The 15850-nt window shown below is 50.6% G+C and carries 10 protein-coding genes; 7 read left to right on the top strand and 3 right to left on the bottom strand.

Annotated features, from left to right (window positions below):
• Positions 1-1890 precede the first annotated feature (1890 nt).
• Positions 1891-3540 carry a glycosyltransferase family 2 protein gene (locus CCHOA_RS03835; RefSeq protein WP_123927084.1) on the bottom strand — a complete coding sequence of 550 codons (1650 nt, stop codon included), beginning with the start codon at positions 3538-3540 and terminating at the stop codon, positions 1891-1893.
• A 378-nt stretch (positions 3541-3918) separates the two neighbouring features.
• On the opposite strand from CCHOA_RS03835, the gene CCHOA_RS03830 reads away from it, so the two are divergent.
• The gene (locus CCHOA_RS03830) at positions 3919-5715 is read left to right on the top strand and encodes a heparinase II/III domain-containing protein (RefSeq protein ID WP_123927081.1); all 1797 of its coding nucleotides are present in this window, start codon (positions 3919-3921) and stop codon (positions 5713-5715) included.
• Between the two features lie 27 nt (positions 5716-5742).
• On the opposite strand, the gene CCHOA_RS03825 is transcribed toward CCHOA_RS03830, so the two are convergent.
• Both CCHOA_RS03825 and CCHOA_RS03820 read right to left on the bottom strand, forming a co-directional pair.
• The gene (locus tag CCHOA_RS03825) at positions 5743-6570 is read right to left on the bottom strand and encodes an ABC transporter ATP-binding protein (protein WP_123927077.1); all 828 of its coding nucleotides are present in this window, start codon (positions 6568-6570) and stop codon (positions 5743-5745) included.
• Positions 6571-6584: 14 nt separating this feature from the next.
• A complete protein-coding gene (locus tag CCHOA_RS03820; protein WP_164472379.1) occupies positions 6585-7361 on the bottom strand; it encodes an ABC transporter permease in 777 nt (258 codons plus the stop codon).
• A 675-nt stretch (positions 7362-8036) separates the two neighbouring features.
• Between CCHOA_RS03820 and wecC the strand changes: the two genes are divergently transcribed.
• The 6 genes from wecC to CCHOA_RS03790 all read left to right on the top strand — a co-directional run bounded on the left by wecC (position 8037) and on the right by CCHOA_RS03790 (position 15808).
• Entirely contained in the window at positions 8037-9299 is a 1263-nt protein-coding gene (gene wecC, locus CCHOA_RS03815; protein ID WP_123927070.1) for a UDP-N-acetyl-D-mannosamine dehydrogenase, read from the top strand.
• Entirely contained in the window at positions 9299-10225 is a 927-nt protein-coding gene (locus tag CCHOA_RS03810; RefSeq protein WP_123927067.1) for a hypothetical protein, read from the top strand. Before wecC ends, CCHOA_RS03810 begins: the two co-directional genes overlap by 1 nt.
• Positions 10226-10227: 2 nt before the next feature.
• On the top strand, positions 10228-12423 hold the full coding sequence (locus CCHOA_RS03805; RefSeq protein WP_206425824.1) for a glycosyltransferase: 2196 nt from the start codon (positions 10228-10230) through the stop codon (positions 12421-12423).
• A gap of 151 nt (positions 12424-12574) precedes the next feature.
• Entirely contained in the window at positions 12575-12883 is a 309-nt protein-coding gene (locus tag CCHOA_RS03800; protein ID WP_123927061.1) for a hypothetical protein, read from the top strand.
• Complete coding sequence (locus CCHOA_RS03795) at positions 12876-15155, top strand: glycosyltransferase family 2 protein (protein WP_123927059.1); 2280 nt, start codon at positions 12876-12878, stop codon at positions 15153-15155. Before CCHOA_RS03800 ends, CCHOA_RS03795 begins: the two co-directional genes overlap by 8 nt.
• On the top strand, positions 15155-15808 hold the full coding sequence (locus tag CCHOA_RS03790; RefSeq protein WP_123927056.1) for a hypothetical protein: 654 nt from the start codon (positions 15155-15157) through the stop codon (positions 15806-15808). The genes CCHOA_RS03795 and CCHOA_RS03790 overlap by 1 nt, the downstream gene beginning before the upstream one ends.
• Positions 15809-15850: the final 42 nt, after the last annotated feature.

Raw genomic sequence — 15850 nt, 5'->3', positions numbered from 1 at the left:
GGCGTTTTCTATACTTGGGCCATCTCGTCACTCAAGCGCCTTAAGCACTGGAACAACCCCATCGATACCAACTCTGCACATTTAAGGATTCCCTCCACACAGAAAGACTGCCCGACATAGCCCACATTTTCTTCCCGAGATCCGTTATCTTTACACCGGGCCTAATGCGCATTACCCAACCGTCATCTTCCAGTTTCCGAGACATATGTCAAATACCGCCGGCACTGGTTTGCCCAGGCAGCGGTTCCTGCTGCGGATCAAAGTCAACCACAAGTTTGAATCGAACAAGTTCTCGACATCATGTTAGCTGCTCCACACACTCACCTTTTATCACGCTATTAACCCGACAAGTTGGGCTTTCAGATGCGCCCTAAAGGCGTGGTATATCGCGTTATTTTTTGCGTTTTCCGCAGTCAATGTCCCAAGGAAGATATTCTGCAACCGGTCTCGTTGCGCGAGGTTTTCGACTGCCGCTTCATGCAAGTTCACTGCTGCACGCGCGGGTAACGTCGTACTCGTTGGCTATTGACACCTGTGCCCTACCTTTTGCGAGGAGTTTTACAACCATATTAGGGGTGAGCAACGGCTTGTCATCATCAGATATGATCAAACCTTGCAATAGGACGAAAGCAAGTCCCTAGATTAGCGGCCACGACGGAATCTCCCAACGCCTGACCGCCACAAAACTTTTCAACAAGGACTGCGCTGTTAATCAGCCACGCCCTCATCCTCCGCACAGACGTTCTAACAATGCCGCCTCTATGGCCAGTGCCGCAACGGACTACTCCAAGCAGGTGAGAACATGGTGGAAATCGAGAAATAACTGGAGGTCAGTCACTGCAATTGGTCAACCTATTTTCGAGCTTATTGTTTGACAGTAGCGTACCAATTTCAGTGGCGCGACCTTACCAGATCTGTTCAACGATGCTCTACCAGCAGTTTCACTGGCATGCCCACACCATTCAGCTGAATCTGCGAGCCTGCATCAATCTTCTGCTGCAAGGGTTTGAACGCAGCATTGCCACCACCAGGGCGACTTAGGCCACCTGTTCTTTTTCCACTACAGCGTAGTAGACCTAAAAACGGGAACACCTCAAGTGATTCCCCACATGTTCATCGATCCTGCTTTTCTTTAGCCCTGCCATTAAGTCGGGGTTGTCGATGGTCTACGTTTTATACAGGTTAAGACCGATTCCGTTCATGGTGTGCAAGCAGATAATCATCAGCCTGCGACAGCCGAGACGCTCCTCGTATCGAGCACCATACGTTAGAACATACGGATAGCAGCACTAAAAGTGACGAAGACATCAGCTGCGACACAATCATAATGCTGTCGATAGATGATGTTTCTATACACCGGGTTAAAGTGTCCAAAACGAGGGACTTTGACTACGAATTTCGTGAGGAATCCGTCGAGTGAGAGGTCAGTTAAGTCCACGGGTCATATGATCCCGTAAACGCCCTCGTTCGCAACATTCTGGGCACGCAGGTTTCAGCGTTGTCACCGCGACGAAGATTACTGTGTGATCACCCATCTCTCCGGCACGAACAACAAGAACTTCCAGCTCAACGGATCGAAACAGCATGCCCACAACATGATGGACCTGGGTTTCGAAGAGGTCTGCTACACCGATGGGGATGCTGCAGGTCACACTACATTGCCAGATCCAACGATTCTGGTGAGATGGTTTATTTGGCGATGGCCGCAATACCCAGTCGGAGACCGTTTTTATTTGTGTCACACTGATCCGTCGATCCCTGAACAGCGACATATGACTGTGGGGTGACTGAAACAGGATGCCTGTTGGACATCAGGGCAACTGCTAGGCATTGCGACAGGGTGAGCATTCTAAAATGCAAAAACGATTAAAGCTTGGAATACAGCGGAATTTACTCAATGATACCAAGATCACGCAGAGCTTCATTATAACTCAGCAAAATCTTGCAAGAGTCATCGGCTCCATGAAGCTGCTTCAAAATCTCGGTACCGCTATTTCCTGGGGGGCAAACAAACATAGCCTTTGTCCCTACGGATTTACAAACAAATACCATCTCCAAATTATCACAGTAGACGATGTCAAAACTGCGTATGATATTCTGGAGCGGCTCCACAGATTGGTACGTACCATCGCCAAGACGTTCCAACTCCCACAAACGAGGGTTGTTACGGTATTGGACAATATCCTCCGGCATATTAGCAAACGTTGCGATGCGCCAAAGCCGCGTACCCGATTCCATATCGGCTCGAATGGCACTCGCTGCGGGCGCCATCGAGCTTATTTTAGGATGGTTTGCGAGCTCAGCTTGTTGAATAAAAATATGGTCGACTATTGGGAATGATTCAAGTAGCGATTCGGCAGATTTTTCACTCAATTCCTCATCAGTAACGACCACGAGCTTTGACTGGGCAGTCGCGAAAAGATTTCCATAGTGATCAAGTAGCGGGGCAGCGTCATTAACCCGTGCCACATGCAGCACTACCAATTCTCCCAAATACTCAGCTGGGAGTTCAGCGAGACCCGCTAATTTTTTCTGAAAAATAGCCACTACCTCAATACCACGACCTTCAAGGTAAGTGTTCAGCCCACAATTAGCTACTGCGGATCGATAATTTCCCGATCTTGGTATATGTATAACACGCTTGGTTTCACATTGATCAAGGTAGGCATCTATGTCACGAAAATCTAGGTGTACCGCCTGGTTCGCACGGCTCTTCAATACCTCTTTCCTGCCGCCCAAAGAATCTGGTTTGACATAAACTTTCGACAAGTCTTTGGCCAAAGAGAGATCCAATACGCTATAAGGCAGAGCGTCCATCGTGGGATACTTATAGTGCATCAGGTAGAAATTTTGCCAGTCCAACACCTCCCCGTTAGACCTCGAAATACCATGCACGGAAACCATGGGGTAACTGGCACTAAATCGCACCAGCGATTTAACACGTCGATCCCAACCTTTCCCGTATGCCTTTACATCTTCAAAAGCCCAGCGATTAGCGAAGCGCCGCACACACTCGACACCATCCCAGCCACTCATATCAACATTGAAGTTGAGAAACGAGAGCCGATCTAGTTTTGTGGAATCGGTCAGCTGGTCGATTTTTGTGCCCTGCGGCAACACTATATATTCGTCAACATCAAGCACCGATACCCACCCATCCTTCCCGCTTTCAGAAAGCTGCTTCAACAACGGCGGAAAGTAGAGATACTGACGCCACGATAGAGGATCGACGATTGGATACTCACGATCCATAGAAGCAATGAGTTCTTGATTTTCCTTCACCCACTTCGCACGAACCGCATTAAATTGGGTGGGGGCGATATTATCAAAGTATTCACCAAAGGGCTCTTTGATGATTATTTCAATATTCAGGCCTCGCTGTTGTAGCTCATGTAGCACTTGCTCAGAATCGTCAATTGGATTGTCCAGAATGATGATGAATCGGTCGAAACCGAGGTTCGAATGGTAGTCAAGCCAGTCTTCCAACCTCCCTTCGTCACCCCTGCTCATGGTGACGATAACATGCTCAACAGCTTTCATTTTTATTCCTCAAATTCGATGGCCCAGCAGTTGAAAATACAAGAACTTAATATTTTTCTTGTCAGTGGTCGCGGGAGCGTGCTACTCCATGTCATGATTGACGACGCCTAGCAGGCAAACCTTCAGATGAAACAATTAGTTTCGCAGGCGATCTTCCTGTGAGTGAGTCGCTGGAGACAGCCGTTAACCGAGCGCGCAAGCCGCCACTGACTTGATCCTACCTGTTTTCCTGTTCGGTCAATTGAAACCAGTGCCTCAAACCTGCAGCCAACCCAGGCCATTCCTTGCCGGATCGGCCTTCCCTATCGCGAGCACGATGAATGTCCTTAGCGTTACATATCCGCATGGCACCTTTAAGTTTGCACAACACAAACCCTAATGACCATCAGCTTAACTTCAGATAGCAAACGATGCGAAAATTTTCACTACACGACCAAATCCGTCGGACATGCTAACGTTGCCTCCATGACAGCTTCGTCCTACTGGCAGGATCACTTTGCGTTTACTGAGTCTTACATTGACGACCTCAGAAAGGGAAAGATAGGAATTCGAGGGGACAACTTTGCCTTTTGGAAGGGTGAGGATAGTTGGCAGCCGAACAATGCCAACCCTACGGACTTCTTCCGTCTCCACTCTTTCGGTTTCTTGAATCCCCTGCAAGGCAAGTTCCTCAAAGAGGGCGATCCCTCAATCAAAGAGCTCGCCAGCTCAGTTATTAACTCATGGTGTTCTTCGTTCGCAACTGAAGCTGATGAACCTGCCTGGGGCGCACATCAGACTGCGCTTCGGGCGATAAATCTTTGTAACGCTATTGGTTTAGGTCTAGTGGATCTGGAGCCACATGTTGCACTGTTGCAGCAACATCTCATGTGGTTAGGTGCAAACGAGCATTATGATGGAGCTTGGAATCATGGACTTGATCAGTCTATCGCCCTCCTTGACTTGGGTAATTTGTTGCAGAGCGACGATGCTATTACTTTAGGTTCTCGACGTATTTGTGATGCGATCAAAGAATATGCCGACGAGCAAGGGGTTATCTCCGAACAGGCCACCCATTATGCCGGTTACATGTATCGACGTCTAAAAACCGCAGAGGACAAGATTCAATCCCTCACCGGTAGTGTGCCAAAGGACTTTGATCGGATCCATCTCATCCCCGATTTCACCGCATGGGCTACCAATTCTATTGGGTTTCCTGTTGCGTTCGGCGACACGATGCCTGGCTCATGGAAGCCCGAGGCACGTCCAACGATTGATGTGCCGGCGAGCCCGCTGGTCTCGGGAATCAAAGTGTATCGCGACGGTTGGTTATTTATCCGCGACGGCTATGAGCACACAGATGCTTCTCATCGTTCACATCTAGCAACAAGGTATGGCACATTCCGGAGAATTCACGGTCATCGTGATCATCTCAGTGTTGTCTGGACTGACGGAACCGATCAGGTGTTATGCGATCCAGGATTCTCCGGATATAACGACAAAGTCGTTCGATCCTACGAGCAACTTGAGCATGGACACAACGGACCTATTGCTACAGGATTGGGCCATTTCAAATGGGAACACGGAGCTAAACTAAACTATGCCTCAACGAGCTTTGTAGGTGCTTCAGCCGTCCCCTTGTACTCTTTTGGCATCGCTCATCGCGCTTACGAGCACGGCGCAAGGGAACGTCAAGTGGTGTTTGTTCCAGAGGCGAAAACACTGGTAATTGCCGATTGGCTTCATCCGGACGACAGCAAAGCCGAGGTTTCGCTCGCCTCCACTTGGTTATTTACTCAAGGCACTAGTCTCGATTCACTTACTGGTTCCACAGACGTCGTACGTATCAACGTGAACAATCGTGTCCTTCGCATGATCCAAGTAACCCCCACGAGTAAGATCGAAGCATTTTATGGATCGCACGAGCCGCGGCTGGGGTGGATCGCAACTGCAAACGGTACAAGCGTACCGTCACTAGCTGTTAGGAAAACCACGACCGGCAAAAAACCTGTCAGTGTTACGGTATTCAGCCTCGACAACGCTTTGCAAGCGAATGCAGCGACTTCACGCGACACAATCACCGTTCAGCTCCGGCACGAGAATCAGGATCTGTTGCATATCGCGTTCCGTCCTAAGGCACCTGCTCACATCATCGAGGTGGATCCTTTGCGCTCGGAATGCTTCAACCACAACTAGCTGCTGAGATCTAACGGGCGTGCCGAGCTATTGTTGTCGAACCGAAACCGCAAACTCGGCGGCCTCCTGCTGCTTTCCCTCATTTAGCATGCCAATGAAAGTGTTGTATAGATCCAGCAGTGGCCGTGTTTCGCCATCAGCGATGAGCTGACCTTGATGTAGCCAAATTGCCCGGTCACACATCTGGCGCACAGTTTTCCGATCGTGAGAGACCAAAAACAAAGTTCCTGCACGTTCTGTAAGGCCCCGCATTTTTTTTCGCGAGCGCTCGACAAATGAGGAGTCTCCGGTAGCCAACGCTTCATCGATCATCATAATTTTCGGTTCGACCATTGTGGTGATTGCGAATCGCAATCGCGCCTGCATCCCGGAAGAGTAGGTTTTCATCGGGTTGAAGATGGCATCGCCGATGTCGATAAAGGAGCGAATCTCATCGATCTGCTCGTCAATCTCTGCTGGCGACAACCCCATTGCGAGGCAGCCCAGACGAATGTTCTCGTACCCCGAAATGCCTGATTCAAGGGCGGCGGAGACGCCAAGCAAAATTGGCTGCTCTTTCGCTAACACAAATCCGGATGTTGGCGTTTCAAGACCACCGATTGCCCGCAATAGGGTCGATTTTCCAGATCCATTGAGACCAACCAAGGCCACCGATTCACCATCATTGACTGTGAGATGGATGTCATCTAAGGCTTTTACTAATCGCTTTCTTGTCCGTTGGAAAGAGCCCAACAATGAACGAGATTTCTGCTCCCGCGATTGTTTCGGTGACGGCAACACATCCACCTTGTAATGGACGCTGAGATGTTCGACGTGCACCGCTACCTGGTCTTTGCTAGTAACTTCGTCTTGCATAACCTCGACTCCTCTCAACCTTTCCCATAGGATTCTTCACGCGCCCAAAACAGTAAGAACCCAAACAGCAACGTTCCGAGCGCCCAGGCTACGAGACGCAACCAAGCAGCTAGTGTTGGAATTTCTCCATACACCACCAAGTCTCTCGCCATATCGAGAATCCAATATGCGGGATTCAAGTTCACCAGTTGCCGCAATATCGGATTACCGCTGACGACGGCGTCGACGGAAAAAAACACCCCAGAGGAATAGAACCAAATCCGTGTTGCATAACTTATGACCCTTTTTAGGTCGGGAAGAGCGTCGGTGAGCGTTGCCCCAACAAAGATTAATCCAGTATTGAAAATCGCTTGCAGACCCCACACTACTGGCAGCAACAACCATGTCCAGAATGGCCATCCAATGCCTTGCGGAAACCATAATGTCACAGCTAAGGCCACCAGTACCATAGGGATGGAGTCGTAGATCAGTTTGAGTGACTGCGATAGAACTAGTGCTGCTCGCGGGAAGGCAAACGCTTTGATGAAGTTTTTCCTCGCAGAAATCAGCCCAGAGCCAGCATTGAGTGCTTTACTAGAAAACCCAAAGAACGTAACCCCAATGAGAAGAAAAGGAATGAAGTGCTCAATACCACGGGAGGTTTTCAACAACACTCCAAAGATCAAGCCATAAACCCCGGCATCCAGCAACGGACCAAGAATGAGCCAGGCTCGTCCTAGCAACAAATTTTGGTTACTCGTTGCCACCTTGGCACGAGCTTCAGCACGGATAAAATAGCGTCTCTGAAACAAACGTTGAAGGTATAAACCTAGCGGAGGCCTGCCCGTCACCGGCTTTAGCGCAGAATAGGCGTGACTGGCATCTAAGCTCTGAACACCTGAGGTTTTCATCAATCTATCGTTGGCTTTCTTCCGAAGATGTGCTCAGTTCCAGCGGCGCGTTGAAAGAGCCTTGGAGGTTTTACACACTGTCGGGTCAAGAATAACACCACATCTAACTACCGTTGTCGCTAGGCGAGTACCTGGAGCCACCACCCTCAACTTCGCCCGAACAAATACCAACCATGCCAAGCGCTGACCTCAGGTTGTAGACTGTCCACTGCATTGTTACGACAGGGCTGCCCACTGCATTGTTGCGAAGGGACTGCGCTACCAGCGTATGTGTTCTACTTACGATTGCAGGCAGGTTTTAATTTCCAGGTGCTTTCAGGGGAGTTAAAACTCATCCGGAACAGCGCAGGTCGACTTTTCACGACAGAAACCACTCGGGTACACCTCGCCCCTTTGGGGGATATGAAAGCATTTTGCTGCTAAGCTGAAAGCGCTGTGCCTCTTTCCCGGGAGCAAGTGTGTTTTTAGCATTTCTCCAGTTCCTACCCGTCGGCAGTGATCCACTGTCAACACGTCGGCAGTGGTCAACGAGGCCATCGTTCTTATCATTAACAATTGCCAATAGGAAGCTACTTCATGAGTGCACCGTCTGTGTGTTTTGTCGGACTCGGATATATCGGTTTACCGACCGCAGTAGTAATGGCCAACCACGGGATGCAAGTCATCGGCTTCGACATCAACGCCGACAACGTCGAAAAGATCAATCGAGGCGAAGTCACCATACTGGAACCTGGCCTAGAAACTGAGCTCCGCAAAGCCCTCGATTCGGGTCGGTTCAGGGCCACGACAACCCCCGTATCAGCGGACGCTTACATTATTGCAGTTCCTACCCCTTTCAACGATGACCACAGCGTAGACATGAAGTTCATTTTGTCGGCAGCCGAAGCGATTGCTCCGGTCTTGGACGGCGATCAGTTAGTGGTTCTGGAATCTACTTCCCCACCGCTTACCACCCGTCGAATGGCGGATTATCTGCTTGAGCTGCGACCAGACTTGTTCCGTGATGGGTCACCAGGAGCAAACGAAAATCCAGGCAAAACTCTATATTTTGCGCACTGCCCAGAGCGAATTCTGCCCGGGAAAGCAATGGAGGAATTACGCTCCAACGATCGAATCATCGGTGGTGCAAGCCCAGAGGCCACTCGACGTGCATCGGAAATTTATGCAAGCTTCTGCCACGGCGAACTGCTTGCAACCGACGACCGAACCGCAGAGATGGCCAAGCTCACTGAGAATTCATTCCGCGATGTTAACATCGCCTTTGCAAACGAACTCTCACGTATCGCTGCGTCCCTCGATATCGACGTTTGGGAACTCATTGATCTGGCGAATCACCATCCCCGGGTCAATATTCTGCAACCAGGCCCGGGTGTTGGAGGGCACTGCATCGCGGTGGATCCTTGGTTTATCGTTGCCTCAGCACCAACAGAAGCACAGCTAATCCGGACGGCACGGGAAGTCAATAATGCGAAACCACAGTGGGTACTCGGCAAAATCTTGGACGCTATAGAACACATTGACAATCCAACCATCGCACTACTCGGTCTGGCTTTTAAGGCCGATATTGACGATCTGCGCGAATCTCCTGCAGTGGAAATTAGCAAAGCGGTAGCTACCGCAGTCTCTCATGGATCCATTGCAGTTGTTGAACCAAATATCAATAAACTGCCGCCCCAGTTGGCATCTTTCGACCATGTTGCGTTGGTCGAGTTGTCTGCAATTCCTGCTCACACTGATGTGCTGGTATTGCTTGTTGACCACGAGCAATTCCGGGCGACTACTGCGAAGCAACTTGCCCCGAATGCTGTTGTCATCGACACCCGTGGAGTTTGGCGATAATGAAGGCACTGCTTTCGAAACTTACCCAGCTGCGCTCGCTTATTGGACTCGTGGGAAGCGGAGCTGTGCTCGTCGCCATAGGTGCACTGTTTCACCTCGGCGCCTTCGTCGGCATCGGTGTATTGCTGTTTTCCGCCGCTGTGGCCTTGCAAATTATTTGGAGCAGGCAGGAAAGTTCACGAATTCGCCAACGGCTGACAAGGGCGGAAAAACTCACGCTCCCCACACCTGCTTCCCCAGTGGATACGATTGAAAGCATTCCACCCAATCCGCGGCAGCGATCACAGCGCCTTCATAGTCTTGTCGACTTTCCACCCCTGCCAAGCCAAAGCACCAATCCGCATAGCGCCGGTCGATACGCAGCCGCACTCAACAGCAGTTCCCAGCTTTCTGGGCGATACCTTGCAGCAATGCTAGGCGATGACAGCAACGTGGCAACTCAGGAAAGCTGTGATCCTTGGGATATTCACATACTTTACGTTGGCGATCAGACAGCTCCGCGATTTAGTGCCCTGCTCGAGGTCGCCAGAAACCATGATTTGCCTGTCACCGTAGAAAGCCTAGCTCCCGGTCTAGAAATCGCTAACGGGCAAGATGCCGAACCGGAAATTTGCATTGTCGACGGACTAGCACTCACCGGACTCTGGCAGAATCTCCTCAATTCACAACGAACCCTAGAGTTCGTTGCTCTCATGGAACTTATCGTTCGTTTGAAGCAAGGTGGCTGCTTACTTGTTTTCATCGAACCCGTTCACAACGACCATTTCACCGCAACTATGCGAAATCTTTGCCACCTCAAAGTGGTTAATTCCCAGCTCCTACCATGCGAAAAGCTCCGAGATTCGGGAACAGGATTTACCACAGTTTCCTCTATCATCGCTTCACTACCCGATCCAACTGCTACGTCCGATCAAGTGAAGGGGTAACGATGTTTAAAGCCGCAATCTATGGCGATGTGAGCCCGAATGTTATCGACGGATCTTCGATCTGGCTCATTTCCATTACTGAGGTACTCAGCCGGATCGCCGACGAAGTGCATCTACAGCTCAAGATGCCAGCGACATCAGATCTATTGCTCGGTCCGTTGAGAAAAATTTCCAACGTTGTGATTCATGCACCGAAGTCGGAACTGAAAGCTAAAGCCGCTGCAGATGCCGCGGCGAGGTTGATCGAAAACCATGATATTCAGTGCACTGTAGTTCGGGGGTTCGACGTATGCTACGAGATGAGCTTGAATGATACGGTATCCCCCACACTGTGGGCTTATGTCACCGATCTCCCTTTCCCACCGGAGAAATTATCTGACAGAAACCGCATTCGCCTTAATACCATCGCACAGAATGCAGCTCGCATGTTTTCACAGACACAGAGCTCGCGAAGCTATCTCGAAGCTATTGCACCCTTTGCTGCTGGCAAAACGGTTCTCATGCCGCCGATGATCCCAGAGATGGCGTTCGTAGAACAAAATAAACAGCGTCAAATTGGGCAACCGTTATCAATCGTGTATTCCGGGAAACTCGCCAGAGATTGGAAGACCCTCGAGATGCTCACATTGCCGAAAGAATTATCGGCTCACGGCATTTCTGCAACGCTCACCGTAGTCGGTGAAAAGTTCAACCGCTGCGCCAGTGATCCGAGTTGGGTACCTCGCATGCAGCAGGCATTGCGAGAAGCAGCTGCCGATCCTGATTCTGGCGTAACATGGCTTGGCGCCCTGTCGCGCGAAGAATCTATTGCTGTCATTCAACAGGCTGATATTGGTCTTGGGTGGCGTACCGAAGAACTCGACTCGAGTTTGGAGATTTCAACGAAAGCACTGGAGTATGGGGCAGCCGGCACTGCCCCGGTTATCAACGTTACGGCTGATCACATTGATCTTTACGGTTCTGACTATCCGGGATTTGTAACTAGTACCGCTTCCACAGGCGACATGGCGGCAACGATTGCTGACCTGTTACCTCAGCTAAACAAAGCCACGCACCGGGCATTAGCGGTGGCGCAACAGTTTTCAATGACTGCCGCCGAAGAACGACTCAAACAGGCGACAGCCCTTCTTCGTGCCGGCCAACAGGCCAAGCATCGACCAGGCTCCCCCTTCAACGCAAGCCCTGCAACTAAGTCGAAGACCACTGCGACAACTCGCATCTGTATTGCGTCGCACGATTTTAAGTTCATGGGGGAGCTTTCAGCTGCGTTGAGTGCGCACCCAAATGTAAAGTTGTCGCACGATCCTTGGAAATCCTTACACGTCAATACTCCCGAGTTATCGAGCAAAGCAGCCAAAGAAGCTGACATTATCCTTTGTGAATTCGGCGGCCCTGCAGTGGTGTGGCACGCAAAGAAGAAGCGAAACGGCGCGAAGCTTTTCGTCCGCATGCACGGTTTTGAATTTGGTGCAAATTGGCTCGAAGAGCTTGACTGGGAAAAAATTGATGGTGTCGTAGTAGTCTCCGAACACTATCGGCAGCTGTTCCTGAATCGCTACCCAATTCGCCCCGAACAGACTCATGTCATTGCCAACATGATCGACGCAGCGGATATGGATCGACCAAAAACTCCGCAGGCGAGATTCACCGTTGGGATTGTTGGGATCGTTCCATACTTAAAGCGTCCAGATTTAGCGGTCGAAACCTTAAGAGCTCTGCGATCATTGGATGATCGATTCAGGCTACGGATTAAATCGCGGATGCCTTGGGAATATGAATATATCTGGACAGATCCATTGCAGCGGATTCGCTACCTCGAATTCTTCGACAGAATTCGAAAGGATACTGATCTACGCAACCGCATTAGTTTCGATCAATTCTCCCCTGATATCGCTAACTGGCTGCGGGGAGTAGGATATGTGCTGTCCCCGTCGGATACTGAATCATTTCATCTTGCACCAGCTGAAGGCGCAGCTTCCGGGGCACTTCCGATTGTCTGGCGCCGACTCGGCAGTAGCGATATCTTCGGGGAGCAATATATTGTTGATAGCACAGAAGAAGCTGCCAGCCGCATCAATAGTTTGGCGCAGGCTTCGCACGACTCCCGTGAACGAGTGGCACAAGAATGCAAAACTACCGCCTCCCGCTGGTCTATTGAGAACACCACCAGCACTTGGTTTGAGCTGTTCGGTGTCTAGTTCCCAATTGTCCATAGATTGAATTTTATAAAGAAAGTTTTTAGCAATTATGCGGAGATTCGAAATTAACATTCCCAGTGGAGGCTTTTCTATAAGCCCAACTTGGCTGCTCGAGCATCGCTCGGGTACATCAATACATTCCACCATTGCCTTGGCTTCGTTTATTACCGACGCCCCACGGGAAGATGAACTTACTTGCAGTTTGCCCTGGTCGGAGGCTATGAATTCGTATTTTTGTTATCTTCCCGAGTCGGATGACGTGGAGGGAATTCAGCTGAAGGCCGGTAAATCTTTCATTGTAGATCAGCCATGCACCATGGTTTTTGAGCTTCGTTCGTGGCCAGGCGGAGCGTTCACCGAGGCGGAACATGTGCAGGGACTAATGAATTTTTCTCCCGCAGCTCCTGGTACGCAGCGAGCCCGATTGACGAAAGTTGAGGAGTGCGGTCGACATGCCTAAACAATCACAACCAGTCGACATATCTGTTGTTATCGGATTCAAAGATTGGGGCGAGCAGCGACTGCGTCTTGCTGTCGAATCAATTCTGGCTTCCTTCGGTGAACTTAACGGCGAAGTAATTGTCTCGGACTACGGCTCCACTTCCGGTAGTGTTCGCAAGGAAGTATTGGAGGCTGCTGGCGCTACCTACATTTACACCGAAACAGACGGTACATGGTCGAGGTCGCGTGCACTAAACGCTGGGTTTGCGGTAGCTCGAGGTGAAGTGTTGTGCTCTACCGACGCCGATATGATTTTCTCCCCGGGATCGTTTTCTTTTATTGGCAACACACTGAAGCAACGACCAAATAGTTGCCTACTTGTCCAGTGCCGTGATTTGCCTCAGCATTGGGACGATTCTGCTGTGGCCGAACAGGGTTTCCAGTGGGAGGCGTTCGCGAAAGAATCCAGGTTGCGCCCGCGCTGGGGCATGGGGGGCATGATGGCAGTCCATCGTGACGTGTATAACCGGATTCGCGGCCTCGATGAACGGATGCATACCTACGGTGGCGAAGATATTGACTTCGTTACCCGTGCGCGGCGCGCAGGTTGTGCACTGCTGTGGATCGAAGATCCCACGGTACGGATGTACCATATGTGGCATCCGTCAACCGCAGCAGTTATGGATCAGTCTGAAGCCAGCCGGTTGGCGGTTGAAAACAATAAATCGATTATGCGTAACGACAAAACTTTTGTAAGAAATTTGCGCATTTGGCGTCATCCGTCACCGACCGCACCGCCGCTGGTTTCTGTCGCAATCGCTACTCAAGACCGTGCGGAACTGCTGCGTGAATGTATCCAGTCGGTGCTCGCCCAGTCGGTACAGGACTTCGAAATAATTGTCGTCGATGACGGTTCGACCGACCACACCCAGGCGGTGGTGTCTTCGTTTAACGATGAACGCATTCATTACATATATCAAGAGGCACAAGGAGTGGCTGTTGCCCGCAATACTGCCACTCGATATTGCACCGGTTCCTATATCGCTGTTCAAGACGATGACGATCTCATGACACCGTGGCGACTCGAGTCGCAGCTCGCAGTGATCGAGCAAGGTTATCACGGTAGCTTCGGCGCGTTCGCCAACTTTGATAACGAAACTGGCGATCTGCACATTATTCGATCGCGCGCCTTAGCACCGCACACGATCGCGGACAATGGGGGTGCCCCAGGTCACGGTACTTGGCTTGTTGATCGTCGCGCCCTGGAAATCGTGCAATACGACGAGCTACTTGATAGCGGTATTGATAATAACGTTGCGCTGCGGCTTACTAGAGCTGGTTTCAAGTTGAAACATTGTGGAGAAATTGTCATGCTCCGGCGGATGCATGGTGGGCAAATTACTGTCACAAACGAGCAGCATCAAAAAACTGCCGCACGGCAAACGCGAGCTATGTATGAATTCGCCATTGAAAACGCCGATCGGGAAAAACTTGCCGGTCAAGTTGGTGGAAGTGATTGGACCCCGGTTCGGCTAGCAGATGAGCCGAACAAACTCCTTCCCTATCTTCCCGACCATTTGGTCCGCCGCCGAGTCAATAACGCGCTCCTGCAGATATCGCGTGAAAATGTGAACAATTTCCCCGATGATGTGTTGATCATCGAACGCGGTAAAGACACCTTTGTGCTCCACGAGCAATCCGAATTAAGATTTGCCGAACTCGCTCCGTACACACAGGCGGGACTCTTCGATTCCCTGTCTGCTGTGCTGGAACCTCGGGCTTTCGAAGCAACCAGTGCGGTTACCGCTGCAGAGGAAACCACGCTACTCGATCATGCCATGCAAGCAAACGGTGACGAACTCGAATGTACCCGTGTGGATTCCTATCGCTTACTCGATCAGTCAGAACAATCCCATGGGAACGTCTCTACGGACGAAGTTGCAAACTATGTTCGCACAACGCTGCTACACCACGTGGAGCAGACCGTTCACCGTAATACCACGCATGGGCTCCTTGTTACGTTTGCCGCTGATCCGCAGTGGGAAGTCGCATTGAAAAATGAAGAACTCGGCAAACCAGGAGCCCCAGTTATCGTTGATGAAGTCATTGGCTATCAGGCAAAACACCGCGAATTAGGCGTCAAACTTGTCACTGCAAGCGGAACGCGTTTGGGTGATATTCTCGCTGCAGTGAATCTTCCAGCAACTGCGATTTTGTTGATGACGTCCGATACGCCAAAGGCTATGTTTGACACCACAATGAAGGTACAAGAATTCACGGAGGCAGTGTAATGATTTTTCACCACCGTAAAGGACTCACTGGCCTCTCCGGAATTACTGCGGTTGCCGAAGATTACGATGGAATCCCACTAATCGATGAGTTTTATAGCACCTTGAGCCATAAAAACGTCCATCGAGATCGATTCGCTTTGGCGTGCTATCTCGCGTTTGGTGACTATATCGGCGGTCGACTGCAAAGTCCTCAACCGATGACTCCAGCAATGGCGCACGCGATTGCCCGTGCAGCAGCACCGCTTGATGTGGAGCCCACCCCTATAGAGTATTACGCCAAGGCATTGCCAGAAGGTGTCGGCCGGCTGATCGTACAGCCTATCGAAGATCTCGCAGATGCCGGCCAACTGTGGGATGCATCAAGCCCTGCGACAAACGAACGGCGTTTGGTGATCGTGCCTGTCGATCAGACCAATGGTTCACTGCGCACCTTGTCGACATTGGTTATCGCAGCAAACGCAAATATCTTTGCAGGCACCCACGCTATCAGTCCTTGGTACCCCTATCTGGCGATCGCGGCCTTAGCTGCTGAACAAATGGAATGCAACGTGTTGGTGCTTCCGGCATCTGCAAAACAAGAGCTTCCTGTCACCACTGATCTACTCGACCTTCTCGAAGCGGCTAGTCTCTGCCTGGAATTTTCCAACAATTAATGCTCGAAAGCGATAACGTAATGTTGTTGGCCACAACGAAAG

This window comes from Corynebacterium choanae (genome assembly GCF_003813965.1).
Lineage (GTDB): Bacteria > Actinomycetota > Actinomycetes > Mycobacteriales > Mycobacteriaceae > Corynebacterium > Corynebacterium choanae.
This window is presented reverse-complemented; position numbering and strand designations above follow the sequence as displayed.

Bases quoted from the DNA above. Each gene is read 5' to 3' on its own strand.
- CCHOA_RS03790 (WP_123927056.1), top strand. From the start codon at position 15,155: ATGATTTTTCACCACCGTAAAGGACTCACTGGCCTCTCCGGAATTACT.
- CCHOA_RS03835 (WP_123927084.1), bottom strand. From the start codon at position 3,540: ATGAAAGCTGTTGAGCATGTTATCGTCACCATGAGCAGGGGTGACGAA.
- CCHOA_RS03810 (WP_123927067.1), top strand. From the start codon at position 9,299: ATGAAGGCACTGCTTTCGAAACTTACCCAGCTGCGCTCGCTTATTGGA.
- wecC (WP_123927070.1), top strand. From the start codon at position 8,037: ATGAGTGCACCGTCTGTGTGTTTTGTCGGACTCGGATATATCGGTTTA.
- CCHOA_RS03830 (WP_123927081.1), top strand. From the start codon at position 3,919: ATGACCATCAGCTTAACTTCAGATAGCAAACGATGCGAAAATTTTCAC.
- CCHOA_RS03795 (WP_123927059.1), top strand. From the start codon at position 12,876: ATGCCTAAACAATCACAACCAGTCGACATATCTGTTGTTATCGGATTC.
- CCHOA_RS03805 (WP_206425824.1), top strand. From the start codon at position 10,228: ATGTTTAAAGCCGCAATCTATGGCGATGTGAGCCCGAATGTTATCGAC.
- CCHOA_RS03825 (WP_123927077.1), bottom strand. From the start codon at position 6,570: ATGCAAGACGAAGTTACTAGCAAAGACCAGGTAGCGGTGCACGTCGAA.